Genomic DNA, 23,739 nt, shown 5'->3' on the forward strand with positions numbered 1-23,739 from the left:
CGGCGCGTGCCGGTGGGGATGTTGTGGTCCTCCGCGGATCCTCCGTGGATCCTCAGCGGGAAACCGGCGGGAATCCTGCGGGAAACCTGCGGCGATCCGTGGGGCGTGGTGGCAGTTTCGCCGACAGACGCAGTCGCTCGTCACCTCCGTACGTGAGCGTCAACCCGGTACGGGCGACCAGTTCGTGCGCGGCGGTACCGATCCGCGTCCTCGTGACCTTTCGGCCCGTCACGTCTTCGACGACGGCCGGGAGCGTGGCGGATCTCAGCGCCTGCCAGACGAGGCGTGTCTGCTCGTACAGCAGCCGGTGGACTTCCGGTCCCACGTCGGGTTCGGACCAGCGCACCGCGAGGCGTCCGGCACAGAAGATCTCGCTCGACTCGCCTGCCCCGTCCGCCTCGTTCGCCACGTCCGCCTCGCTTGCACCGCCCGGCATGCGGAGTGAGCGCAGCAGTTGAACGACGGCGGCATGCCGCAGGCCGGGCCGGGCGGGACGTCGGCCGGTCACGACGACGCCGGGCGGTTCCGCCGCTCCGGCGGGCAGGAGCAGGAAGGCCTGCACGCTGCCACAGTCCAGCGCCTCCCCGGCCGAGGGATGCAGATGCACGTCGTGCAGGCCCCTCGGCCCCGGGTGACTGCACAGCCATCCGGCATCCGGCAGCACCTCACGGATGCGCTGCCCCACGAACACCTCGTCCTCCGGCAGGAGCCAGATGTCTGTCTTCTTCGTATGCGTACGGGAACCGGGAGGAGCCATGCGGCCAGCATCCCAGCACCCACCGACAGCCACCGCTCCCCCGTTCCAACCGTACGGGCCCGTGGGACGGGGCGTCGAGTGGCCGTTGTCGTGAAACCGTTCGCCCCGGTTGCGCTCCCGAGAGATCCTTGGGCATGGATTTCCTCTGCTATCACCGCGACCGGCCCGGCTCCCTGCCGTTGCGCGAAGAACTGCTCGAAGAGCACTGGTCGTACATGGACCAGTACGCGAAGGAGATGATCGCCCGGGGGCCGACCTTCGCCGACGACGGCGAAACCCCCACCGGAAGCGTGCACATCCTGAGCCTGCCCGATCCCGCCGCCGCGCGCGCGTTCGCCTTCGACGAACCGAACCAGCGGGCCGGGGTCTACCGGGACGTGCTGCTGCGACGATGGCGCAACGTGCTGGGACGCACCATGTGGGACTTTCCCGGTGGCAGCCGTGGGGAGGACCGATATCTGGTGCTCGGCCTCGGCGAGGGGCGGGCCGCCGACCTCGCGGTGCCGCCCTGCCGGGACGAGTTGATCGCCTACGGGCCGCTGCTGTCCGACGACGGCGAGGCCTGGCTGGGCACGGCGGCGTTGGTCCGGGCGCCGGACCCGGCCACGGCACGCGCCGTCCTGAGCGCCGACCGGTACGCCGACATCGAGGTGCACCACTGGGAGTTCGGCGGTCGCCGGTCGTAGCCGTCACGGTTCGTCGGTGCCGGTGCCGGTGCCGGTGCCGGTGCCGATGCCGGTGCCGGTGCCGGTGCGCCGGGCGGTTCACTGCTCGTCGTCGACGCCCTGGACATCGACGGGCCGAGTGCCGTCGAAGGTCACGAGGATTCCGTAGGGGTCGCCCATGCAGAGCCCGCTCTCGGCGAAATGGATCGCCCAGGTCCGATCGGCCCATACCGTCGCCCCGGGCATTCCCAGGGGCGGTTCCGGGAGGTCCAGCCGGTTCAGTTCCTCGGCCGTGAGGCCGAAGTGTTCCTCCCGGAGGCGGGTGCGACAGTACTCCAGGGCCCGGTCGACGAAGACGTCGAAACGGCTCACGACGTCACGGGCGAGCCAGAGGGTGGTCTCGTCCGGTGGGGCGGGCGGCTCGATCACCAGACTCACCTCGACCGGGTCCGCCCCCGGCGGCACCGGGAAGCCGCCGGTCCAGCAGGCCAGTGACGGAGGGCTGTCCCTCCTCGTCAGCGCGAGCCCGGCGATGTCCAGGACCGTGGGCAGCTCCGCGTCGACACCGGGTTTCTCGGTGGTCGATCCACTGGGTGGCACGCTGTCGTCGGACATCCGCCCAGCATAGGCCGGGGCTGTTCACGACGAGTGCCGGTGACGACGAAGGCCGGTGACGACGAGTGCCGGTGACGATGAAGGCCGGTGACGACGAAGGCCGGTGACCGAGGGCCGGTAACCGGGGCCGAGGTGCCCGGCGATCCATAGGGCTACGACTTCTCGCCCGATTCAGGCATGGTTCGGGCGGCACAGTTAATTGAAGTGTTGACCAATCGATTGACGGGGGTGAATCTTGGTTCCGACCCACCTCGGATCGCTCGAACTTGTGAGGAGAAGGCATGCACATTCGTGGTCTCAAGCGCGCTTCAGCCGGTGTCGCGGCCATGTCCGCGGCGCTGTTGATCGGTGTCATGCCGGGGACGGCGTCGGCGTCGTCCGGCCCGGTTTCCGGCGCGGACCCGTCGCAGTGCAGCGCCGCCGGCAATGTCTGTGTCTGGGAAGGTGCCTTCACGGGTCGTTGGGCCCTGTACGAAGGCGTCGGCACCGAGTGTGTGACCGCCCCGTTCGGCGTGCTCGCCACCCTCAACATGACGGACCGACGGGTGGACTTCTACCAGAACGCCGACTGCACGGGCACTCCCGCCCACAGCGAGCCTTCCTTGGGCCTGCACTCGTGGAAGTCCCGGGGAGCGATGTACAGCTTCCGGCTGGCGTGACGGTCGGGCCGTCCCTTCCGGATCCCCCCGGATCCCCCCGGACCTCGCGAGCCCGGCGGGATCCGGCACGCCCGCCCGCGGCGTTCTCGTCGGTGCGGGCGGGTGCGGGCGGGTGCGGCGGGTGCGGCGGGTGCGCGTGGCTCGCGCCTCCGGTCCCTTCCTGCCATGGGGGCCGGAGGCGGTGCCGCTGCCGCTACCGGGACGGCCGTCCCACCGCGTTCTCCAGGGCCGCGCCGGTGTAGACCTCCGCGTCGGTGAAGTACTCCACCCGCAGGCTCTGCGGGCTGCGCACCCCCGCCTCGACGCGGTCCTTCTCGTACGCGTCCAGCAGTTCCTGCGCCTGCGTCGTGGCCCGCGCGAACCGCTCGGTCGGCTCGGCGCCGTCACGCAGTACATCGGCCATCGCCCGTGTCATCACGTCCTGTGCTCCGGCGAAGTCGCCGAACAGTGCCCCGCGGCACGGCGGAGCACCCGCCGCCTGGCCCTCGGGACGCGAGCCGAGCTGCTCGCCGGCCAGCCGGTGGTAAGGGTACTTCTCGAACCAGCCCTCGTCCTCAAGGAGTTGGTGCGAGGCGTTGGTGACGGGCACGAAGCTGCTGGCGATGTGCCGGTCGGCGGCGTTGCGCGGGTTGTTCAGGAACTGCATGAAGGCCAGCGCACCGTCCTGGGTCGTCCGGTCGAGACCGTTGGCCAGCCACAGCGACGTACCGGCGATGATGTTGCCGCCGAAGGTCTCGCCCTCGCGGTGCGGGAAGCGCCCCACACTCATCTCGAAACCGGCGTTCTCCGCCGCGGTCGCCATGTAGTTGAGGTCGTTGGACGAGGTGACACGAATGGCCACTTCCTGGTCGGCGAACGCCTTCAGGTTCCCCTCCCAGTCCGGGATCTTGCCGGTGTAGAGGTAGTGACCCTTCCGGTGGAGGCTCTGCCACCAGGTCACCCAGGTCAGCATCTCGGGCGACGAGAGGTCGAGGCGCGTGGCACGTGCGGATCGGCCGTTGTCGTGGTCGGCGAGCAGGCCGCCCTGCACCGCGAGGGCCTCCTGGAAGAACAGGCCGTGATTGGCCCAGGTGACACCGTGCGAGGGGCCGTCGGACAGGGCGGACACGGCCTCGCACGCTGCCTCGACGCCTTCCCAGGTGTCCGGCAGCTCCGTCACCCCGGCGGCCCTCAGCACCGAGGCGTTGCCGTAGGTCAGCATTGTGGTGACCACGGCGGGCATCGAGGTGAGGTCACCGTCGTACGAGTAGTACTCGCGTACGGCCGGCAGCAGGTCGTCGGTCACGACCGGCTCGCCGAGGATCTCGGTGCGGCCCGCGATGGCCCGCTCCACCGAGGTGAACATCGGGCTGCCGTCCGCACACCGCGAGTCCCGGGCGGCCTGCGTCACCGCGAAGTAGTACTCGGCGACGGCCGGTGTCCGGCCCTCGTCGGAGGCCTGGGCGATCTCCCGCGACATCGTGCGGAAGTCGCGGCCCTCGATGTTGATCCGGTACTCGGGGTGCGCCTTCTCGAACTCGGCTCCGAGTCGGTGCAGCCGGTCCATGTAGCCGGGGAACGTCAGGTCGGCGACCCATACGTCGATGACGGTCGGGGCGGTCATGCGATTCCTCATCTCTGTGGATACCTGGAGCGGGGAAGTGGCCGGGGAGAAGATGCCGGGACGGGCGGAGCGGGACGGGGCGGGGCGGGCGGGGGCTGTCCGTCGGGTCAGGCCGCCGCTGTCTCGGAAACCAGTGACCGGGCGAACGCGCGGATGTCACCGGCCAGTGCCGAGGGCTGTTCAAGGGCCGCGAAGTGGCCGCCGTGCTCGAACTCCGTCCAGTGCGTGATCGTGGGGAGGTCGCGGTCGGCGAAGCGGCGGATCGGTACGAAGATGTCGTGCGGGAAGACCGCCACCCCCACCGGAACCGTCAACGGCGGCGGTACCGCCCCGGACGCGGCCTGCCGCACCTCCTCGGCGCCCTCGTAGTAGTACTGCGCGGACGAACCGGCGGTGGCCGTCAGCCAGTATATGGACACGATGGTCAGCAGCCGGTCGCGGTCCACGGCCTCCTCGGGCAGCTCCTTCGAATCGGTCCACTCGGCGAACTTTTCGACGATCCAGGCAAGTTGGCCGACCGGTGAGTCGTTGAGGCCGTACGCGAGGGTCTGCGGACGGGTCGCCTGCGTCTTCATGTAGCCGGACAGCTCCGCCTCGAAGCGGGACAGCTTGCCCAAGCGGGCCAGATCGGTCCCGTCGAGCCCCTCCATCTCCGCCGGGTCGCCGGAGGGGAACGTCATCAGCATGTTCACGTGCACACCCAGCATGTGCTCCGGGTCGGTCCTGGCCAGCGCCAGGGAGATGACCGCCCCGGCGTCCCCGCCCTGCGCGATGTACCGGTCGTAGCCGAGCCGCCTCATGAGCTCAGCCCAGGCCCGCGCGATCCGGCCGGTGTCCCAGCCCGCCTCGGGCAGCGGCGTGGAGAAGCCGTACCCCGGTATGGACGGAATCACCAGGTGGAACGCCTCCGAGGGATCACCACCATGCGCACGCGGATCCGTCAACGGACCTATCACATCGAGGAATTCGGCAACGGAACCGGGCCACCCGTGCGTCAGCAGCAGCGCCGTGGCGTCCGGCTCGGGGGAGCGCACGTGCAGGAAGTGGACCGGGGCCCCGTCGATCTCGTCGACGAACTGCGGGTACGCGTTGAGGGCGGCCTCCGCCACACGCCAGTCGAAGGAGGTGCGCCAGTACTCGGCGAGTTCCTTGAGGTAGCCCACGGGAACCCCGCGGCTCCACCCCACCTCGGGCAGTTCGTCCGGCCAGCGGGTGGCTTCGATCCGGCGGTGCAGATCGTCGAGCTGGGCCTGCGGGATGGCGATGCGAAAGGGATGCATGAGGGCTCCGGAGTCCAGAGTGTGCGTGCCGTGGTGGAGGAGGAGTGAAGAGCGAAGGGGGAGAGGGGGAGAGAGCGGAAGAAGGAGAGGAGAGAGGAGGGGCAGGCGCATGGTGGCGGCGGCCTACGGGATGGCCGGAGGCGTCCGGGAGCGGCCGGAAGCCGCCGCGCACATCGGGGGTGTGTTCCGCCGTATCGTCCGACGCGGTGGGACGGGGCCGCATCTTGAGGATTGCGGCGTGCCGCCCATGTGGGGGACGGCGCGGACACGACGCCTCCGGCACAGCGCAGTCCAGAAGATGCGACCCCTTCCGGCGTCCTGAAAGCATCCGCACGAGGTTGAGCTCGATGTTGAGCACACGGCCGAGCCCCATGCCGAGGACGCGGCTGAGCCCGACGCCGAGGGCTCGGCTGAGCCCCCGCCACATCTCCGTCCGCCCCGCCCGGCACACGTCGCACCTCCGGAAAGGACGCGCACATGAACGCTCCCACCGCCCACCCGGCCGTCGCGCTCGTCGACGACTTCGTCGCGGCGCCGCATGCCGAGCGCGACACACGGTTCCGCGACCTGGTGGACGCACTGTGGTCGGACGGCAGGGCCACCGACGCGGCGCTGCCCGCCGTACCGGCCCTGGTGCGCGCGCTCGCCGACAGCGGTGAGGAACGGCAGGGGCATCTCGCGATCCTGCTCGGGCTGCTCGCGGAGAGCGAATACCCCGACCTGGACGGGCCGTTGGCGACAGCGGTGAGCTCTCACCTCGACCTGTACCTCGGACTCGTCCGCACCTCCGGGGCGGGCCGTCCGCTCGTCCTCGCCCTCGTGTACCTGCTCGCCCACTTCCCCCACCGGCGCGCCGACATCCTCGCCGCCGTCTCCGGTCTCGGCCTCGACGCGGAGGACCTTTCCCGGCTCGACCGGGGCGTGAGCCTGCTCGACCCCGAGGCCCCCGACCTCGGCAGGGTGTGGCCGTCGCCGTCGGTGTGGACCCTGAACGAGGACGAACGTGCCTTCGACAGGTCCTGGATCAAGGCCCTCACCCCGCAGCAGCTCGTCGCCAACTGGGACAACGACACCCGCACCGTCCACGGCTGCGCCGGGGCACGGGCCTACTGGGCGGTGTGCAACGGCGACCCGGTCAACCTTCCCGCGGCCGACGTGCCCGAGGACCGCGCCGGGCAGGCCGTCCCTGCGGCGAACGGCCTGTTCGCACCGCACGAGGCGGCCCTGCGCTGCCCCACCTGCACCGGGCGCCTCGACACCGGCGACGACACCGCCCGTCGCACCGCCCGCTGCACCGGGTGCGGCGCGCGCTATCCCGTCGCCGGCGGCATTCTCGACCTGACGACCGTCGTCGGCGCCGACGAGGCCACCGACGCCGGCGCCGACTTCCTGGAGAAGCTCTCCCGGGTGCCGAGCATGGGTCTGTTCTACGAGGCCGTGGCCCGCCCGGCCTTCCTGCGGGTCTCCGGTTCGAACTGGGGTGGTGCCGTCACCCCCGACGACGAGGACCGCTACATCGCCGATCACATCCGGCCCGTCGACGGCCCGGTTCTCGACCTGGGGGCGGGTGCCGGACGCTGGACGGCCGTCGTCGCCGACACCGTCGGTGCCGACCGGCTCATCGCACTCGACAGCGCGCTGCCCATGCTGAACGTGCTGCGCGGCCGGTTGCCCGAGGTCCCCTCCGTGCTCGCGGGCGCCGCCGGACTGCCCTTCGCCGACGCCTCGTTGGGTGCCGTCGTGTGCTGGAACGCCCTCCAGGCCTTCTACAACGACGCCGCCGCGGCCATCGCCGAGGTCGCCCGCTGCCTGCGTCCCGGAGGCACCTTCACCCTCATGACCTTCCGCCGCTCCGACGACCCGGTCTACGGATATTTCCAGCGTGCCCACCGCTTCCCGCAGCACCAGGGCGGGCTGCAACTGTTCGACGCCGACGATCTCAGGACGTGGCTCGCGGACGCCGGACTGACCGTGGTCGAGGACAGCGGGCCCGGCACCTTCGTCTTCCTCAACGCGGTACGGGCGTAGACGGCGGACACAGGCGGCGTGAGTCGCTCACGGACGGATCCGGCTGCGAGGTGCCCCGGGCACGGATTCAGCGCGACTCGCTCACACCCATATCCGGCGTGAGGCACTCCGGACACGGGTTCGGCGCGAGGTGCCCGGACACGAATCCGGCGCGTGGCACCCGGACACGGAAGCAGAGAGGACGCACCCAGACATGACACTCCCCACGGACCAGGAACTCGCCGTCGGTCTCCCGGGCAGTCCCGCGTACGACGAGGCGACACGCGTGTTCAACCTCGCCGCGCCCGCCCGCCCCTCGACGGCCGTCACCGCGCGCAGCGTCGAGGACGTCCGGCTGGCCCTGGCGCGTGCTCGCGCGGACGGCACCGGGGTACGGGTCCACACCACGGGCCATGCCTCCGGAGCCACCCGGCCGATGGACGGCGCACTCCTCATCCGCACCCGTATGACGGGGCGGGTGGAGATCGACGCCGTGCACCGGACGGCACGCGTCCCGGCCGGTACCACCTGGGGCGAGGTCGCGAAGGCGGCGGCACCGCACGGACTCGCGGCGCCGCACGGTTCCGCCCCCGGGGTCGGCGTCGTCGGCTACCTGCTGGGCGGCGGCGTCAGCTTCTACGGCCGGTACACCGGTCTCGCCGCCAACAGTGTGCGCGCCGTCGAACTCGTCACCGCCGACGGGGACCTCGTCCGCGCCGACGCGGTGGGCGACGCCGAACTGCTGTGGGCGCTGCGCGGCGGCGGAGGCGGCTTCGGCATCGTCACCGCCGTCGAGATCGGCCTCTTCCCGGCGGCGCGGGTCGTCACGGGCGGCGCCTACTGGTCGGCCGCGCATGCCCGGCCGCTGCTCGACACGTGGCGGGAGTGGACGCGACGGGCGCCGCGCGAGGCGACCACCACCCTGCGCATCATGAACCTGCCCCCGGTGCCCGGTGTTCCCCCGGAGCTGGCGGCGGGCCCGGTGCTGTGCGTCGACGGTGCCGTGCTCGCCGCCACCGGGAACGACGTGCCCGCCGCCCTCGGCAGGGCGGAGGAACTCCTCGGCCCGCTGCGCGAGATCGCCCCCGTCCTCATGGACACCTGGGCGCCGACCGACCCGGTGGGGGTGCTGTCCGCGCACATGGACCCGGAGGATCCGGTGCCGTTCATCGGTGACCACCAGTTGCTGCGGGAACTCGGCGACGACGGAGCGGAGGCCTTCCTGCGGGCCGTCGGGCCGGGCTCCGGTTCCCCGTTCGCCGTCGCCACCCTGCGCCAGCTCGGCGGGGCGTTCTCCGAGTCGCATCCGCACGGCGGGGCCCTGAGCCAGGTCGACGCGGACTACGCGTACATGGGTTCGGGGCCGCCGTTCGGTCCGGTCACCGTCGAGGCGCTGGAACGCCACTGCGCCGTGGTGCGCGAGGCGCTCGCCCCGTGGGACACCGGCCGGACGATCCCGTCGCTCGTGGAGAGCGGCCGCCGTCCCGCGTCGCACCTGGACCGTGCGAGCACCGAAGCGGTGGCGCGCGTACGTTCCCGGATGGACCCGAAGGGCCTGTTCGCCGGTGACGTGGCCCGCCACACGGCGGCCGGGCAACTGCCCGGGTGAGGCACGTCCGGTATGGCGAGGGGCGTTCCGTACGGCGAGGGGCGTCCCGCACGGCGGGAGCGTTCCGTACGGCGAGGGGCGTGCCGCATGGCGGGGGCGTCCCGTACGACGAGGGGCGTGCTGCACGGTGAGGGGGGCTCCGCGCGGCGAGGCGAGCCCTCCGGTTCTCGACGGACAGGTGCCGGAACCACGCGCCGCGTGCCCCCGGCGGGCCCACCACCGTCTCAGCGCAGGGTGATCCGGGCGTGGTGGGCGAGGGCGCCGAGCACGTGCTGCGACGACAGCGCGGCCGCGACAAGTTCCGTGTCGGCGGCCATGTGGCGGTCGACGCCCAGCGCGGGCACCAGCGACCGCAGCGCGTCGTACGCCGCCTGCGTGGCCGGGGCCATGCCGTCGTAGTGGCGGCCCAGGTCGACGGCCTGCGCGGCGGCGAGGAACACCATCGCCAGTACCCGGTCGTTGTTGTCCAACGCCTTGCGGGTGGTACGGGCCGCGAGGAGACCGGGCGCCGACGGGCCCTCCACCTGCTCGGTGGCGGCGGACCGGGTGCTGACCGGGGCCAGCGCGCGGTTCTCAGCGACCAGTGCGGCGGTCGTGTGGCGCAGGCCCGCGAGGCCGCTGTTGAGCGCCGGGTCGGCCGCGACGAGGGAGCGGGGCAGCCCGTAGCGAGGTTCACCCGACAGCAGCCGAGCCAACTGCCGTTCGGCAAGGGCCCCGAGCTGGGTCAGCGCGATGGTGGCGAAGTCCAGCGCCAACGTCGCCGCATGCCCGGGCAGCCCTCCTCCGCGCACGGCACCGTCCTCGTCGCGCAGCAGCGCGTCCCCGTCACCGGCGTTCAACCGGGCCTCCAGCGCGCCCGCGACGTACCACAGCGTGTCCCGCACCGGACCCAGCACCTCGGCAACCGAACGCACCGCCGGGGATCGGTCGGGGCGCTCGCCGCGCAGACGGGTGCGGCCCCGCAGCAGATCGCGCAGGTTCGCCGCGCAGTCCGCCGCGCCCCGGTGTGCGCCGCCCGCGTCACCGCCGCGCACCGGGGCGCCGTCGAGACCGCCCAGCACCTCCAGCAGCAACGCCGAGACCACCTCCGCGTGTCGTACCTGGTCGAGCGCCCGATGCACCACGAGGCAGCCCAGGCCGACGGTGGCCGCGTCACCGCTCATCAGGGTCAGTGCCTCCTGTCCCCGCAGGCCGAACGGCTCCAGACCGCGGCGCGCCAGCACCGAACAGGTGTCTGCGGGACGCCCGTCGTGCAGGACCGTCCCCTCGCCGATCAGAGCCTCCGCGATGTGCGCCAACGGGGTCAGATCGCCGACCGCACCCGACGAACCGGTCCGCGGCACGGCCGGAGTCAGCATCAGGTTCAGGTAGTGCACCAGCCGCGACAACACCTCGGTGCGCACCGGGTGGAGCCCCTTGGCCAGCAGGTTCAGCCGGGCCACCATCATGGCCCGTACCTCGTCCTCGGCGAACAGCCGGCCCACCCCGGCGCTGTGACTGCGTACGAGGTTCTCCTGCGTCAGCGCGGCCTCCGGCCCGGCCGGAACGGACGCGGGGACATCGTGTTCCCGCGGGGTGCGCCCCAGGTCGGTCACGATCAGGCAGCGGGGCGGCACACGCACCGGTGCGCCGCCCACCGCGACCTGCCGAACTGCCTCGACGGTCAGGCTCTCCCCGTCCACGACGACGGGCGGTGGCACGGTCTCGGGAACGGTCAACGTCCGGCTCCTTGAGCATGGGCGAGCCCCGCTCCGGGACGCGGCCCGGAACGAGGACGGGTTCCTACCACACTGGGGTGCGGTGGAGGGCACGGTCCACGCGGAGTTGAGTGAACCGCATCGGCGTCGCCCACCTGCCCGTACTTAGCCAACTCGGCTTGCGGAGCCGGTGCGATCGTTCTTGTATGGGCTGGTTGCCACCATCTGTCGCCACCATCTGCCGCTGCCGCTGTTGTACGACCATGGGGTGTCGAGCACCCGCCCGGCCGTCATGTACGCGTAGGGACCCGGGCACCGATGCGTGACCGCTCAATTCCGGCCGTTGTAACCCGTACGACATGTGCACCTCGCTGCCACACCGTCACGGAGGACCGACCATGACTCCCGCCCCGCGCCTGTCCGAGCCCGCCACCTCGCGATCCGACCTGCGCATCACCCGGGCACATGTCGCCGCGCTCTCCTACGACCTGTGCTCGGGGCAGTGGGCGCCCACCGACGTCGAACGCAGGGTCGCCGGCATGCTCACACTCTCCGCCGCGGCGCACGGCACGATGACCGCCTCCGGTGTGCGGAACGCGCTGTGGGAGGGGAACCTTGCCATGATCAGGGAGAACGGTGGCCATTTCGCCCGTGCGCTGGCGGTGCTGCTGTCCGTCCTCGATGTCGACGACGACGGTGACGGCGTGGTCGATGACCTCGTCGGCCCGGAGGTGCTGGACGTGCTGGACGAGGCCGCCGACCTGTGCACGGCGATCGCTTCCGCCGAAGCGGCCACTGCCTGAACACGTTCCGGTGAACCTGAAGCGAGGCGCCCGGCTGCCGGGGGACGGCCCGTCCGGTCCCTCGGAAGCGGAGTGACCGGCCCTTTCGCACTGTCCGAAATCTTATTCACGACGGGTGCGGAGCAACCTGTTCCGCCTCTGACGGGGATCCAGTTCGGCATTCTGCAGAGATGATTCGACTTCCGCGCCACGAGCGGCGACGGTGGGCACGACTGGGGCTCCTGGTGTTGTGCGCGCTGGTATCCCTGGGGCTCGTCTGGGCGTTGCTCAACTCCAAGGGGAAATTCGGGGACGAGCAACTGGTTGGCTGGGCGGGCCTGTTCGTCTCGCTGGCCGCTCTGGTGGTGTCCCTCGCCCAGTTCCTCCCACCGCTTCCGCCACCGACGGACGCCGACCGGCTCGCGAACGACCTGGCGTTGTCGGTGCGGGCGCAGTGGGAGGACGAGGTCACCGCCCGCAACCTACGTGCTCCACGCGTGATCCCGTTGTCCTGGTCCGCCACCCGTCGACCGGTGGCCGCGCCGCCCGAGGAGACCCACGGAGGCGCGGTCGACGCCCGTGTGCTGCGACTCTCGCTGAACGGCCGGTTGGAGGGCGACTTCGACCAGGCGGCCCGTCGGCTGGCCCAGGGGTACCGACGGGTGCCCAGCGGCCGACTCGTGGTGCTGGGCGAACCAGGTTCGGGCAAGACCGTACTGGCCGCCATGCTCACTCTCGGACTGCTCGCCGAACGCGAGCCGGGCGCGCCCGTTCCCGTCCTGCTCACACTGTCCGGATGGGACCCGGTGAGCGAATCGATGGGGGACTGGATCGAGCGCACCGTGGGGACCGCCTACTACGGCGGACGCGTCGACATCCCGAGGCTGTTGCTGCGCGGGCAGCGGTTGTCGCTGATTCTGGACGGCCTCGATGAAATGCCCGAGGCGTCACGCCGCAACGCCGTACGCGCGATCAACGAGTCGTGCGGTGAGGGCGCCGGGGTCATACTCACGTGCCGTTCGGTCGAATACCAGGACGTCATCGAGGGCGGTTCGCCCGTTCTGCGCCGCGCGCCGGTGGTGGAGGTGGCACCGGTGCCGGCCGCGGACTCCGTCGCCTACCTGCACGACGTGAGCTGGCCCGCCGGTGTCGAATGGGAGCCGGTGTGTGCGGACCTGCTGTCGAATCCCGACAGCCCGATCGCGTGCGCACTGTCCACCCCGCTGGCCCTCACCCTGACCCGCACCGTGTACAGCAGCTGCGACCGGGACCCGAGCGAACTCCTCGGCTTCGACAGTTCGCACGCGGTGGAGGACCATCTGCTCGACCATGTCATCACCGCCGCGTACGCCCCGGAACCGGGCAGCGGCGGACAACGCAATGCTGACGACTGGCGCCGCCGCGCGAAGCGGGCCGAGGCGTACCTGACCTATCTGGCGACCTATCTTCACCAGCACCGCGAACGCGACCTCGTCTGGTGGCTCATGAGCCGGCGCCTGTTGTCCCGCCTCACCGGCTTCGCACTGGGAATCACCGTCGGTCTGCTCGTGACGTTCACCATGGTCGGTGGGATGTCCTTCGCGGACAGGAATCTCGACGACGACGCATTGCTTGCGATGGCGATCGGGTTCGGCTGCGCGATCCTGACCATGATCGTCTGGTACGCGGCACCGGGCCATTCGCCCGGGAGGCTGTCGTTCAGGAGGCGCGGTTCTCTGGGGCGGCTCTGCAAGGGTTTTGCCGCCGGTGTGAAGCTGACCGCCACCCTGATCGCCCCCGTCGGCGCGGCGGCGGCTGTCGCCCTCGCGATCGCGGACTACTGGACCGAGGCGGATCTCGCCCGGTACTCCATGCTGGTGGCGGCGGTGTGCGGTGTGGCTCTCGCGATCAGTCTGGCCCTCGCCGTGCACGCCTGGCTCGACGCACCACCGGAACATTCCAGGATGGCCAGCCCCCCTGGCCTGTTGCGCCAGGACCGGACCTCGTCCCTGACCGGAGCCCTGGCGGCCGGAGCGGTTCTCGGAGTCTGCGCCGTACCGCTGTCCATCCTCGGCTGGTCGACAGCGTTCATCGTGTTCTCGGCGTTCACGTACGGTCCTGTCACTCCCTCGGCCACGGACTTCATCGCTGCGAGGTTCGACGGCGACGTCCCCTACGGATCGATCACGTCGGGCGTCATGAGCAGCGTGCTGCCCGCGGCGGTCTTCGCGCTGTTGATTCTGCTCGCCAGGGCGTGGCCCAGGTTTCTGCTGGTCCGTCTGGTCCTCGCGGCCCAGGGAAAACTGCCCTGGAGGTTCATGCGCTTTCTCTCCGACGCCCGGGACCGGCAAGTGCTACGACAATCGGGCGGCGCGTACCAGTTCCGGCACATCCGCCTGCAAGAACGGCTCGCCGGCCGGTCGTTGGCCCGGGACCGCGCAGTGAACGCCCCCGCCCGGACCAGCCGCCGTCGCGTGATCCGCGCAGGCACCGCAGTCGGTGCTGCCACCTTTTGCGTAGCCGGTTTGCTGGTGATGCCCCGCACGTCTCCCGGCCATCCCATGCCCAACTTCATGGTCACCGGAAGAGTCGAGTACATGGCCTTTGGCCCGCCGGGAACACACACCCTCTTCACGGTCGACAAGAAAAGCCGGGTGCGGCAGTGGGACACGGAGAGCGGGGAGAAGCGCAACAGCCGGGCGGTTTCCCTCGACATCGATCTGGAAGAAGAAGGCGGGGAAGAAATCGTGGCGACGGAGCGAGGTCTCGTGGTGCTCGGACCTGATTACATGGAGGATCAGGACGAGTATCCGGTCGTGCAGGCGAAACTCTTTCCCTGGACAGGGCAGGAGTCGAAGACTCTGCCCCTGCCGGAGACCTACCGACGCAAAAGCCCCGTTGGCGTAAGTTCCGGAGGCCGCCAGCTCTTCTATGTCTTTCGCGACCGAAGAAGCGTTCCCCGTCGGTGTGTTCGACTGGACATGGACCCCGCTGCCGAAAAAATGGAACGTCCGTGTGGGCGGGGCTTCAGTGAGATCGACGATCAGACGTTGAGGTGGCATTTCAGTAATGACGGCGAGTGGCTGGCCGCCATTTCGGATGATTCACCCGTCACATCCGTTAAAATCTTCGGCCCCGAGGGGAAAGCCGGTGATCTGCTTTCGAGTTACGATTCCATCGATTCCATTGCGCTCAGTTCCGACGGTAAAAGGCTGGCGGCCAATTCCGGGGGCGTCACCCGGCTGCGGGGTCTGGACCGCTGACGCGAGGTGAGCGGGCTGTCGACGGCGAGCGGGTCGGCGCGCCGCGTCCGATACCGCGCGCCGCCCCACCGTGAGCTACCGGACCCGCCCTCAGGCCCACGGAGCGAGTGGGTACCAGATGAGGTCCCGCATGGCGAGCATGCGCACGTCCCAGTAAAGGATCATGAAGACACCCGCTCCGATGAACGCCGCGGCGATCGCTGCCGAGGCGCGGCTCGGCCGGGCCGTCAGCCAGGAGCCGAGCCTGCGTCCTGCCAGCAGCGTCAGCAGCACGAACAGCACACTCATGATCACGAGATTGCCGACGGCCTGAAGCGCGAAGGCGGACGCCCCGTACAGGACGTTGCCGCTCTCGGCGGCGTCGTGGAAGAGACGCCGGAACAGCGGGTAGGGCCGACCGACGAGGAAGCCGCCGAGCAGGACGCCCATGACGACGAGAGGAGCGTTCGGGAAGCGGCTGGCCAGCCCGGCCAGTGGATCCCGTACCAGACCCAGCGAGGCCAGCCCCAGACAGACCATCGCCGCGCCGATGACACCGAAGGTGACCATGGCCTGGATCGTGCTGGGCGAGAAGCCGCCGTGTCCTGACGAGCCGAGCTGGAACTGGGGCATGCCCGTACCGACCAGGGCCACGACGACGCCGTACGCGGCGGAGACGGCGACGGAGCCCGCCGCGAGGCAGCCCAGCGGTTTGACGAGCCGGCCCAGGCGGCTGCGCCGGGAGTCCATCCGGCCCGCCAGCGGGGCCATGGCGCTGAACACCGCCACGTTGCAGGCGGTGAACGTGCCACCGACACCGGTCGCCAGCGCGAAGGCGATCCCGAGGAAGGAACTGCCCAGCGAGGCGGTGGCCGCGTCGTGCCCCAACAGGGTTCCGGCGACATTCGCGCCGATGGTCCGGTCCACGAACTCGTAGGACCAGACCACGGTCAGTGCGAAACCGAACAGCGCGGCGAGGCCGATGAGCAGAGCGCGACGGCGCGGGAAGGCGCCGTTGACGAACAGGGTGCCGCCGCGGCCGGTGTGCGCCGAGCCGGGCGTCGGAGGTACGCGTTCCATGACGGAGTGCACAACGAGATCCTTCCGGTTGGGGAACACGGCAATCTGGAAGAAGCCCGGATCGCGGCAGAGCAATCCGGGAGAAGCGACGCCCGCGAAGGAGCAATCTCGAAGAAGCGGGAGCCGAGGGAGAGCAATCCGGGAGTTGCGTCACAGGAACCCGTTGTGCGGGGTCCGTACATCGCGCGGGGCCCACGGCTGTGCGCGCCCGCCGAAGCCGTCCGCGTCGACCCACAGGGCGCGGAGCCCGCGGAGTGCGACGTTCGGCCGGTAGGTCGGGGTGCCGGTGGCGAAGCGGGGACGCTCCACGCGTTGCGCGAAGCGCACAAGTAGCTGACGTGCCATCAGCCGTGCTGTCGGAGCACCGGTGCACGAGTGACCGACGAGCCCGAGATCGTGCCCGGGAGCACGTCCGCTCCCAAGGCCGCTCCCAAGGCCGCGCCCGAGATCGTGCCCGGCTCCGAGTCCGGTGTGTCCGAGTCCGGTGTGTCCGATTCCGAGGTCGGGTCCGGGGCCGGTACGTCCGGGGCCGGGCACCGTGAGGCAGCGCGGGTCGCGGTGCGCGGCGGCCACGAGCAGGACCATCGTCGTTCCCTTCGGCACGTGGACCCCGCACACGTCCAGATCCTCGCGAGCCGTGCGCTGGAGCACCTGGACGGGCGGGTCGGTCCGGAGCACCTCCTCGACCACGGCCGCGGCCCTGTCCGGGCGTCGCCGGATGCTCTCCTGCTCGTGCGGGGCGCGCAGCAGGGACAGCACACTGTTCGAGAGCAGGTCGGCCGTGCTCTCCAGCGCGCCGAGGAGCAGGGCCCGGCACCACGCCCAGGTCTCGTCGGCGCTCGGCCGCACGTCGGCCGACAGTCCGGCGAGGGTCGGTGCCAGCAGCCCGTCGCCCAGGTCCGTACCGCGTCGTGCGGCCACGTCACCGAAGAAGTCGTCGAGTTCGGACTCGGCGCGGAGCTGCTCGTCGTGCCCCGGCGGTTCCGTGCCGAGCAGTGCGCGGTGCGGCTCCCAGACACGGGCCGACGGCATCAGCCGACGGCGCAGCCACACCTGGTCGACCTCGGTGAGACCGAACAGCCGGCAGACCAGTGCCACCGGCAGGGGATAGGCGAGATCCGTCACGACTTCCAGTCGGCCGCGTGCCGCGACCGAGTCCAGCAGGTCGTCGATCAACTCCCGCACACAGGGACCGAGGAGGGCGAGCACTTCCGGCGTGACGACAGACGTGACGACAGACGTGACGACAGACGTGACGACGGGCGTGACGACGGGCGTGATGACGGGAGTGACGACCGGTGCGGTCAGGACATGCCGATGTTGATGCCGATGCCGATGCCGATGCCGATGCCGTTCGGCGGGCGGGACCGGCACCGTTCCGTGCCCCCGCGGTTGTCCGGTCGTGCCGGTCGCCGATGTGGGGACCGCTGCCGCGGACCGCAGCACCGCCGCACAGTGCTCGCACGAGGAGAACACCACGACGTCGTCGTCGGGCCATACCGGACCGTGGTCACGGATGCGTTCGAGGAGCGGATACGGGTCCGCGCGAACAGCCGGTTCGAAGAGGCACCGTACGAGGCTCCCGGCGCCCGTGGTCCGCGGTGCGGATTCCTCGACGAACAGTCCCCTTGCCTGACCGGTCTTCATGAATGGCCTTCCTGACGGGGTGCGGGATCACCATCGAAAGGGCGTGGGGCGCGGTGCGGGGGATCGGCGCTCCCGCCCGTCCGTCCGGTACCGCCCGTCCGTGTACGAGGCGCCGTTGACCTCGGGCAACGGCTCGACCGCGCCGAGGTACGCCCTGAACCGGCGCAGCATTCCGCCGACCCGGCTCGCGAGGCCCGCTGCGGGCGGCGGAGCACCGACGTCCCGTCCTGCTCCCACGACTTCGCCCACGTTCTCGTCCTCATCGACGGCTCCGCCCACGTTGTCGGCCTCGTTCTCGGCCTCGTTCTCGCCGTCCTCGTCGGCACTCATCGGACCGAGGCGGCCCGGTCCGCCGCCGCGGACGGCCCCGGACACCCGAATCGCACACCGGTCAGCTCCTCCGAGAGCGCCCAGAGGCGGCGTTGTCCGACGCTGTCGCGCGACAGCCGACTGGACCCGGCAGGCCCCGGCGCGCCACGGCATCCCGCGAGGCCGTCCGGCCCCAGATGGGCACCTGCCCGGACGACGGGGTCCGTGGCGGCCCGTAGGACAGGGAGCGCGGCCGCGGCCGGCGGCTGCGACATCCCCTTGAGCAGGACCGTGCTCACCGGCCGCAACCATGCCGGAACATCGCCCCAGAGGCCGGTGGCCGAGACTCCGGGATGGGCTGCCAGCGCGACCGCGCGGGAACCGGCACCCGCCAGGCGTCGCTGGAGTTCGCGGGTGAACAGCAGGTTGGCCAGTTTCGACCGTGCGTACGCCGCCGCCCGGCGATGCTCCTGCCCGGTCCGCGGCAGGCCGTCCCCGGCGCCGCCGCGCGCCAGCCGGTGGGTGAGGCTCGACACCGTCACCACCCGTGCTCCCGGCACGTCCTCGACCAGGTCCAGCAGCAGGCCGGTGAGCGCGAAGTGCCCGAGGTGGTTGACACCGAAGTGCGGCTCGAAGCCGTCCTGCGTGCACGGGTACGGAGGAAACATCACCCCGGCGTTGTTGATGAGCAGATCCAGCCGGTCGTAGCGGTGGTGGGCCTGCGCGGCGGCCTCCCGTACGGAGTCGAGCGAGGCAAGATCGACCCTCAGTACCTCCGCCGGGCCGCCGATCCGTGCCGCGGCTGCGCGCCCGCGCCCGGTGTCCTGGCAGGCGAGCACCACCCGGGCCCCCTTTGCGGCAAGGGCTTGGGCGATTTCGAACCCGATGGCCCCGGTCGCCCCGGTGATCAGGGCTGTTCTGCCGCGCTGATCGGGTATGTCGGTCGTGCTCCAGGCCATGGCGGCCTCCCTCGAAGCCCGGTCGGGACGTGGTCAGTGGTCGGCGGCCAGTGGTCAGTGCTGGGCGGTGTAGCCGCAGGAGACGATGAGGCGGGCAGCCACGTCGTAGTAGTCGGGTCGGGTCGGCAGGGTGGTGGCGAGGCAGTTGACATAGCGGTTGTACATGCAGAACGCGGCGGCGATGAGCACGGTGTCGTGGATCTCGTCGTCGCCCGCGCCCTCGTTCCGGGCGGTGGTGAGAGCGTGATCGGAGACCGGGCGGGCCTGTTCCCGGACCTCGGCCGCGATCCGGAGCAGGGCGCGCAGGCGGGGAGTGATGTCCGCACGGTCCGGATCGGCAAGCACCGCCGCCACCAGACCCGGGCCACCCGCCAACTGCGCGGCGGCGAAGGCGCTGTGCGAGCGGGAACAGAACGGGGTGCGGTTCAGCTCGGAGACGTACGCGGCGATCAGCTCGCGTTCGCCCGGGGGCAGCGACCGGGGCGCGCGCAACAACGTCTCCGCGAGCTGGGACAGGGGGGCGCCGGTGTCGGGGCGGTCGGCCATCAGGCCGCTGATGCCCGGGAGTTCGTTGTCGACGGCGATGTGGGGTGCGGGGCGGTGCCCCTCCGGCACGCCGGGGGCCGACGACGGCCCCACGCGGCGGTCGAGTTCCGGAAGATCCTTGAGCGTCTCTGTGGTCGACATCGGTGCACGTCCTTTCGACAGGCGGAAGGTGCCTCATCGTGGCGAGCGCCGAATCGACCGGCCAACTCCGAAATTGCGGATCCTCACGGCACTCGAACGCCGTGCACGATGTGCTGCCCGAGCACCCCGAGCACCCCGAGCACCCCGAGCACCCCGAGCACCCCGAGCACCCCGAGCACCCCGAGCACCCCGAGCATCACGAACGTGCTAACACCCCGGACACCTCGAACATCACGAACATCACGAACACCACGGGCCCGGCGGGACACGCGGGTCAGGGAGGCGCTGAACGAGGTTCAGCAACGTCGGAGTTGGCCGCGCCGGAACGGCCCGGTGAGCATGAACCCCCGCTCTCCCCGTCCCGGGACAGGAAGGACACCCCGCCCGTGCCGCACATCGAGATCAAGAGCGACCTTCCCGGCATTCGCGGCCTGATGGCCGACCGCCCCGACACCGCAGTGCCGCTCAACCGGCTCGCGGAGACGTTGTTGCGCGCGCCCCGGTCGCTGCCCCCGGGCGAACGCGAGCTGATCGCCGCGTACGTCTCCGAGCTGAACCGCACCCGCTTCTGCTCGGACACCCACGGGGCGGCGGCCGCGGCCCAGCTCGAAGGCGGCCCGGGTCTGGTGGCGGCGGTGCTTGCCGATCCGGACCGTGCGGACATCACTCCCCGCCTGCGCGCCCTGCTCCGGATCGCGGCCGAGGTCCGGGAACAGGCCCGCCCGGTCTCCGATCACGCTCTCACCACCGCCCGGAACGAGGGCGCGGGCGACGACGAGATCCACGACACCGTGCTCATCGCCGCCGCGTTCTGCATGTACAACCGCTATGTCAACTGCCTCGCCACCACCCTGCCGACCCGACCCGACTACTACGACGAGACGGGCCGACGCATCGTCACCCAGGGGTACGGGCGCGCTGCCTGACTGACGCACCCGGACGGCACACCGAATCCGTGTCCCTCGCCAGGAGTCCTCATGCCCACCGCCCCTCGCCGACCAGCCCCTCGCCGACCAGCCCCACCCCTGCCGCACCGCCGATCCGTCGCCGCGACCGTCGTGGGCAACTTCGTGGAGTCCTTCGACTGGCTCGGATACGGGCTCTTCGCGCCGCTCTTCGCCCAGCAGTTCTTCCCGTCCTCCAACCCGGTCACCTCGCTCCTCGGCGCCTTCGCGGTCCTCGGAGTCGGCGTGCTGGTCCGGCCCCTCGGCGGCATCCTGCTCGGCAGGCTCGCCGACCGGCGCGGCCGCAAACCCGCGCTGATGCTGGCCATCGCCCTGATGACGGGCGGATCGCTCCTCATCGGTCTGGCCCCGACCTACGAACGGATCGGTTTCCTCGCCCCCGTCGTCCTGCTGGTCGCCCGGGTCGCGCAGGGTGTCTCCTCCGGCGGCGAATGGCCGGCCGCCGCCGCGTACCTGATGGAAGTCGCGCCGCGCCACCGCAAGTGCCTCTACGGCAGCCTCTTCTCGCTCACCACCGCGGCGGGCGCGTTCGCCGCCTCGCTCCTCGGCGGCGCGCTCACGGCCGGGCTCGGCACGGAAGCCATGACGAGCTGGGGGTGGCGGGTGCTCTTCCTGGTCGGCGGTGTATTCGGGCTGCTCCTGCTGCTGATGCGCAACCGCCTCGCCGAGACGGAGGTCTTCCGGCGCCAGGCGACCGCACGCTCCTCACGCGGTTCCGTCCGTGAGGTGCTGAGCACCTACCGGCGCCACGCCCTGCTGTCCGTGCTGCTCGTGGCCGGCACCGGCACCGTCGGCGGCACCTGGACCTCGGTCATCCCCGCCGTCGGCCAGCGTATCGCCGCGCCCGGCACGATGTTCTGGGTCGTCGTCTGCGCGACCGCCACGCTGATGGTGGTGCAGGTGCCCATCGGGCTCCTCGCCGACCGCGTCGGCGCGGTCAGGTTCCTCGTCGTGGTCAGTACCGTGTTCGCCGCGATCGGCTCGTACGCCTACCTCGGCATGACCGGCACCTTCGGCGGCCTCCTCTTCGCCTACGGAACCGGTGTCGTCTACCTGGCCTGCGCGACCACGGTCCTGCCCAAGCTCCTCTCGGACATCTTCCCGCCACGGGTACGGGGCGTGGGCATCGGTCTGCCGCACGCGCTGACCACTTCGCTCCTGGGTGCCGTCACCCCCGCGTCGGCGACGTACCTCGGCGAGCACGGGGGCTCCGGCTGGTTCATCGCCGCGGTGATGGTGACGGTACTGCTGTCCCTGCCGGCCGCCGCGCTCTCGCGCGGCCGACTCCGCATCCCGGACGAGCAGCCCATGGGGCCCGAGCCGCAGTCCCTCGGGGCGGGACCCACCGAGCAGGGCATGGCGATGGCCGGGAAACAGTAGGGCACCGAGGGCCCGCACGAGGGCCGATGCCGACGCACGACCGACGCATCCGCACGATCCGTGTGCGGATCGGGGGCGGTTGCGGTCGACATCGGCCCACCCGGCATGCTGGACTTCCGGTGGTCGCCGAACAGGAGCACGGAACGTTCTCGGCCACCGTCGGACCCGGCACACATCCGGCCCGACAGGAACGACACAGCAAGGGAAGACGAAGTGCCGGAGCGCACACGTGAGTTCGGGAAGTTCGGGGCCCGGGGCGTCAAGGGCCACGAGCTGGTGGCCCGTCGGCTCGACGAACTCGCGGGCGGCATCACCACCCCCGTCAACGTTCGGCGCGGCTGGATGGCACGCCTGCACTACCTGACGAAATCGGCCCACAGCCGCCGGGCGGCGCGGGACGCCGGTCTGACCGTCACGGACCGCACGCTCAAGGCATGGCTGGACGGTCGGCGCAACCCTTCGCCCGCGAGCCTCGAGAAGATCGAAACGGCCTACCGCACGGTGCGCCGCACGAACGTGGCCCGGTATCTGCTCGGCCGTCTCGACGCCCGCGGGCGCGGCACCCGGGTCGAGATCCACCCGCTCAACCAGTCCCAGGTGCCCCGTCCGCACCAGAGGTTCCTGGAGTTCCGCACCCTGAACATCCGGCACTGGGACCGGATCGTCGACGCATGGGTCCGGGGGGACGACAGGGCACTCGACGACGCGTGGGTGGACCAGATCGTCGATCTGGGGTCGCAGTGGGGCCAGTACGAGTACTGCACCAACATCGGCTTCGCCGCGTAGCGTCGCGCGGAAGCGCGCCTCGACGCGTATCGGTTCACCGTCGGCCGGATCGATACTGCGGCCCGGGCCGTCAGGACGAGGATCGCGGTAGCGGGGATTCCCGCCGGGACCGTTCGGGCCTGCCGGGGAGGGGTGGGCGGAGGGATCCCGGGCGCGGAGGGCGGAGGGCGGAGGGCGGAGGCGGAGGCGGAGAGAGCGGGACGGACGGGGCGCCACCGTGGTCCACATTCGATTCCTTCTCACCCGTTCGGCCCCGTCGGTCCGTCAGGGGCCCCGGCATCGCGCCTCCGATCGAGTGAGCGCGGTCCGCTCCGACGCACTGAGTCGAAGGAGGTCGTGTTCTGATCGAGTTCGGACATTTCGTAATCCCTGATGGGAGAACAATGCGCATTCGAACCGCTCTGGCCGCCACTGCTCTGACCGCCACCGCCGTCCTCGCCGGCGCCGGTGCCGCTGTCGCCGACTCCGGCGCGGAGGGTGCGGCCATCGGCTCCCCCGGTGTCATCTCCGGCGACGCCATCCAGATCCCGCTGCACATCCCGATCAACCTCTGCGGGAACAGCGTCGACATCATCGGCCTGCTGAACCCGTCCCTCGGCGACACCTGCGTCAACGCCTAGTGCGGGGACCGGGAAGGTTTGCCGCGCGCCGGTGAACTCTCCCGGTCACAGCACTATGGGCTGTCCCGCAATCCCTGGCGGGCGCGCGACGACGGCTACGGCACCTCGCGGCGTTGTCGGAACATGCGCATACATCCCGTATGCGCATGTCTCTCCGCCTTGTGATGCACCGCATCCGACGCCGCGCACTGTTTCACCGCGGATTACGGGACAGCCCTTAAAGGGTGTTGCACAAGGCCGCGTTCGGGCAGGTCAGGGCCGGTGAGGGCGGTTCTCTGGTCATGATGCGAGGGCGAGGTTGTGCATCTGGGCGACCGCTTGGACGGCGTGGTGGAGGCCGTTGCCGTGCTGTCGGCAGTCGCGGAGGATCTTGTAGTTCTTCATCCGTCCGATCACGTGCTCCACGCGGGC

20 protein-coding genes and 1 pseudogene are annotated in these 23,739 nt (G+C 70.9%); 10 read left to right on the forward strand and 11 right to left on the reverse strand.

The genetic code is table 11. The features are described 5' to 3' along the window. Positions 1-52 precede the first annotated feature (52 nt). Positions 53-757 (reverse strand): hypothetical protein, encoded by a 705-nt coding sequence (locus ACF1CT_RS08640; RefSeq protein WP_391783034.1) that lies wholly within the window; start codon positions 755-757, stop codon positions 53-55. A gap of 134 nt (positions 758-891) precedes the next feature. Here ACF1CT_RS08640 and ACF1CT_RS08645 point away from each other — a divergent pair, with 134 nt between their 5' ends. Continuing rightward, entirely contained in the window at positions 892-1,443 is a 552-nt protein-coding gene (locus ACF1CT_RS08645) for a YciI family protein (RefSeq protein ID WP_391783035.1), read from the forward strand. A gap of 78 nt (positions 1,444-1,521) precedes the next feature. Here the strand turns inward: ACF1CT_RS08645 and ACF1CT_RS08650 are convergent, their stop codons facing one another. Continuing rightward, entirely contained in the window at positions 1,522-2,037 is a 516-nt protein-coding gene (locus ACF1CT_RS08650) for a hypothetical protein (RefSeq protein WP_391783036.1), read from the reverse strand. Between the two features lie 281 nt (positions 2,038-2,318). Between ACF1CT_RS08650 and ACF1CT_RS08655 the strand changes: the two genes are divergently transcribed. After that, complete coding sequence (locus ACF1CT_RS08655) at positions 2,319-2,696, forward strand: hypothetical protein (RefSeq protein ID WP_391783037.1); 378 nt, start codon at positions 2,319-2,321, stop codon at positions 2,694-2,696. 193 nt (positions 2,697-2,889) lie between these two features. Here ACF1CT_RS08655 and ACF1CT_RS08660 read toward each other — a convergent pair whose 3' ends face one another. Both ACF1CT_RS08660 and ACF1CT_RS08665 read right to left on the reverse strand, forming a co-directional pair. Then, positions 2,890-4,299, reverse strand: coding sequence for an extracellular solute-binding protein (locus tag ACF1CT_RS08660; protein ID WP_391783038.1), 1,410 nt, complete (start codon positions 4,297-4,299; stop codon positions 2,890-2,892). A 107-nt stretch (positions 4,300-4,406) separates the two neighbouring features. Further along, a complete protein-coding gene (locus ACF1CT_RS08665) occupies positions 4,407-5,579 on the reverse strand; it encodes an epoxide hydrolase family protein (RefSeq protein WP_391783039.1) in 1,173 nt (390 codons plus the stop codon). Between the two features lie 477 nt (positions 5,580-6,056). On the opposite strand from ACF1CT_RS08665, the gene ACF1CT_RS08670 reads away from it, so the two are divergent. Next, positions 6,057-7,607, forward strand: coding sequence for a methyltransferase domain-containing protein (locus ACF1CT_RS08670; RefSeq protein WP_391783040.1), 1,551 nt, complete (start codon positions 6,057-6,059; stop codon positions 7,605-7,607). 193 nt (positions 7,608-7,800) lie between these two features. Further along, positions 7,801-9,195: an FAD-binding oxidoreductase gene (locus ACF1CT_RS08675; protein ID WP_391783041.1), complete on the forward strand. Its 1,395-nt coding sequence runs from the start codon at positions 7,801-7,803 to the stop codon at positions 9,193-9,195. 224 nt (positions 9,196-9,419) lie between these two features. Here ACF1CT_RS08675 and ACF1CT_RS08680 read toward each other — a convergent pair whose 3' ends face one another. After that, the gene (locus ACF1CT_RS08680; protein ID WP_391783042.1) at positions 9,420-10,913 is read right to left on the reverse strand and encodes an aromatic amino acid lyase; all 1,494 of its coding nucleotides are present in this window, start codon (positions 10,911-10,913) and stop codon (positions 9,420-9,422) included. Between the two features lie 377 nt (positions 10,914-11,290). Here ACF1CT_RS08680 and ACF1CT_RS08685 point away from each other — a divergent pair, with 377 nt between their 5' ends. Beyond that, complete coding sequence (locus ACF1CT_RS08685; RefSeq protein ID WP_391783043.1) at positions 11,291-11,695, forward strand: hypothetical protein; 405 nt, start codon at positions 11,291-11,293, stop codon at positions 11,693-11,695. Positions 11,696-11,865: 170 nt separating this feature from the next. Then, positions 11,866-14,916, forward strand: a complete 3,051-nt coding sequence (locus ACF1CT_RS08690; RefSeq protein WP_391783044.1) for an NACHT domain-containing protein — start codon at positions 11,866-11,868, stop codon at positions 14,914-14,916. 90 nt (positions 14,917-15,006) lie between these two features. On the opposite strand, the gene ACF1CT_RS08695 is transcribed toward ACF1CT_RS08690, so the two are convergent. The 5 genes from ACF1CT_RS08695 to ACF1CT_RS08715 all read right to left on the reverse strand — a co-directional run bounded on the left by ACF1CT_RS08695 (position 15,007) and on the right by ACF1CT_RS08715 (position 19,436). After that, the gene (locus tag ACF1CT_RS08695) at positions 15,007-15,987 is read right to left on the reverse strand and encodes a hypothetical protein (protein WP_391783045.1); all 981 of its coding nucleotides are present in this window, start codon (positions 15,985-15,987) and stop codon (positions 15,007-15,009) included. 138 nt (positions 15,988-16,125) lie between these two features. Further along, positions 16,126-17,622 carry a cytochrome P450 gene (locus tag ACF1CT_RS08700; protein ID WP_391783046.1) on the reverse strand — a complete coding sequence of 499 codons (1,497 nt, stop codon included), beginning with the start codon at positions 17,620-17,622 and terminating at the stop codon, positions 16,126-16,128. A 27-nt stretch (positions 17,623-17,649) separates the two neighbouring features. Beyond that, a complete protein-coding gene (locus ACF1CT_RS08705; RefSeq protein WP_391783047.1) occupies positions 17,650-17,952 on the reverse strand; it encodes a hypothetical protein in 303 nt (100 codons plus the stop codon). Then, positions 17,949-18,890 carry an oxidoreductase gene (locus ACF1CT_RS08710; protein ID WP_391783048.1) on the reverse strand — a complete coding sequence of 314 codons (942 nt, stop codon included), beginning with the start codon at positions 18,888-18,890 and terminating at the stop codon, positions 17,949-17,951. The genes ACF1CT_RS08705 and ACF1CT_RS08710 overlap by 4 nt, the downstream gene beginning before the upstream one ends. A 54-nt stretch (positions 18,891-18,944) precedes the next feature. Then, positions 18,945-19,436, reverse strand: a complete 492-nt coding sequence (locus ACF1CT_RS08715; protein WP_391783072.1) for a carboxymuconolactone decarboxylase family protein — start codon at positions 19,434-19,436, stop codon at positions 18,945-18,947. Between the two features lie 527 nt (positions 19,437-19,963). On the opposite strand from ACF1CT_RS08715, the gene ACF1CT_RS08720 reads away from it, so the two are divergent. From ACF1CT_RS08720 to ACF1CT_RS08735, 4 genes are all read left to right on the forward strand, one after another. Further along, positions 19,964-20,503 (forward strand): carboxymuconolactone decarboxylase family protein, encoded by a 540-nt coding sequence (locus ACF1CT_RS08720; protein ID WP_391783049.1) that lies wholly within the window; start codon positions 19,964-19,966, stop codon positions 20,501-20,503. A gap of 51 nt (positions 20,504-20,554) precedes the next feature. Then, positions 20,555-21,922, forward strand: coding sequence for an MFS transporter (locus tag ACF1CT_RS08725; protein WP_391783050.1), 1,368 nt, complete (start codon positions 20,555-20,557; stop codon positions 21,920-21,922). A gap of 213 nt (positions 21,923-22,135) precedes the next feature. Next, the gene (locus tag ACF1CT_RS08730) at positions 22,136-22,708 is read left to right on the forward strand and encodes a transcriptional regulator (RefSeq protein WP_391783051.1); all 573 of its coding nucleotides are present in this window, start codon (positions 22,136-22,138) and stop codon (positions 22,706-22,708) included. 383 nt (positions 22,709-23,091) lie between these two features. Further along, a complete protein-coding gene (locus ACF1CT_RS08735) occupies positions 23,092-23,328 on the forward strand; it encodes a chaplin (RefSeq protein ID WP_391783052.1) in 237 nt (78 codons plus the stop codon). A gap of 279 nt (positions 23,329-23,607) precedes the next feature. On the opposite strand, the pseudogene ACF1CT_RS08740 reads toward ACF1CT_RS08735, so the two are convergent. After that, a pseudogene (locus tag ACF1CT_RS08740) lies at positions 23,608-23,739 on the reverse strand (IS5/IS1182 family transposase); the annotation flags it as partial.

The organism is Streptomyces sp. NPDC014734 (assembly GCF_043083325.1).
Classification (GTDB): domain Bacteria; phylum Actinomycetota; class Actinomycetes; order Streptomycetales; family Streptomycetaceae; genus Streptomyces.

Excerpts from the sequence above, each read along its gene's own strand:
- ACF1CT_RS08660 (WP_391783038.1), bottom strand. The coding sequence starts at position 4,299 with ATGACCGCCCCGACCGTCATCGACGTATGGGTCGCCGACCTGACGTTC.
- ACF1CT_RS08710 (WP_391783048.1), bottom strand. The coding sequence starts at position 18,890 with ATGGCCTGGAGCACGACCGACATACCCGATCAGCGCGGCAGAACAGCC.
- ACF1CT_RS08685 (WP_391783043.1), top strand. The coding sequence starts at position 11,291 with ATGACTCCCGCCCCGCGCCTGTCCGAGCCCGCCACCTCGCGATCCGAC.
- ACF1CT_RS08700 (WP_391783046.1), bottom strand. The coding sequence starts at position 17,622 with ATGAAGACCGGTCAGGCAAGGGGACTGTTCGTCGAGGAATCCGCACCG.
- ACF1CT_RS08645 (WP_391783035.1), top strand. The coding sequence starts at position 892 with ATGGATTTCCTCTGCTATCACCGCGACCGGCCCGGCTCCCTGCCGTTG.
- ACF1CT_RS08725 (WP_391783050.1), top strand. The coding sequence starts at position 20,555 with ATGCCCACCGCCCCTCGCCGACCAGCCCCTCGCCGACCAGCCCCACCC.
- ACF1CT_RS08715 (WP_391783072.1), bottom strand. The coding sequence starts at position 19,436 with ATGGCCGACCGCCCCGACACCGGCGCCCCCCTGTCCCAGCTCGCGGAG.
- ACF1CT_RS08650 (WP_391783036.1), bottom strand. The coding sequence starts at position 2,037 with ATGTCCGACGACAGCGTGCCACCCAGTGGATCGACCACCGAGAAACCC.
- ACF1CT_RS08675 (WP_391783041.1), top strand. The coding sequence starts at position 7,801 with ATGACACTCCCCACGGACCAGGAACTCGCCGTCGGTCTCCCGGGCAGT.
- ACF1CT_RS08640 (WP_391783034.1), bottom strand. The coding sequence starts at position 757 with ATGGCTCCTCCCGGTTCCCGTACGCATACGAAGAAGACAGACATCTGG.
- ACF1CT_RS08735 (WP_391783052.1), top strand. The coding sequence starts at position 23,092 with ATGCGCATTCGAACCGCTCTGGCCGCCACTGCTCTGACCGCCACCGCC.
- ACF1CT_RS08690 (WP_391783044.1), top strand. The coding sequence starts at position 11,866 with ATGATTCGACTTCCGCGCCACGAGCGGCGACGGTGGGCACGACTGGGG.
- ACF1CT_RS08705 (WP_391783047.1), bottom strand. The coding sequence starts at position 17,952 with ATGAGTGCCGACGAGGACGGCGAGAACGAGGCCGAGAACGAGGCCGAC.
- ACF1CT_RS08655 (WP_391783037.1), top strand. The coding sequence starts at position 2,319 with ATGCACATTCGTGGTCTCAAGCGCGCTTCAGCCGGTGTCGCGGCCATG.
- ACF1CT_RS08670 (WP_391783040.1), top strand. The coding sequence starts at position 6,057 with ATGAACGCTCCCACCGCCCACCCGGCCGTCGCGCTCGTCGACGACTTC.
- ACF1CT_RS08665 (WP_391783039.1), bottom strand. The coding sequence starts at position 5,579 with ATGCATCCCTTTCGCATCGCCATCCCGCAGGCCCAGCTCGACGATCTG.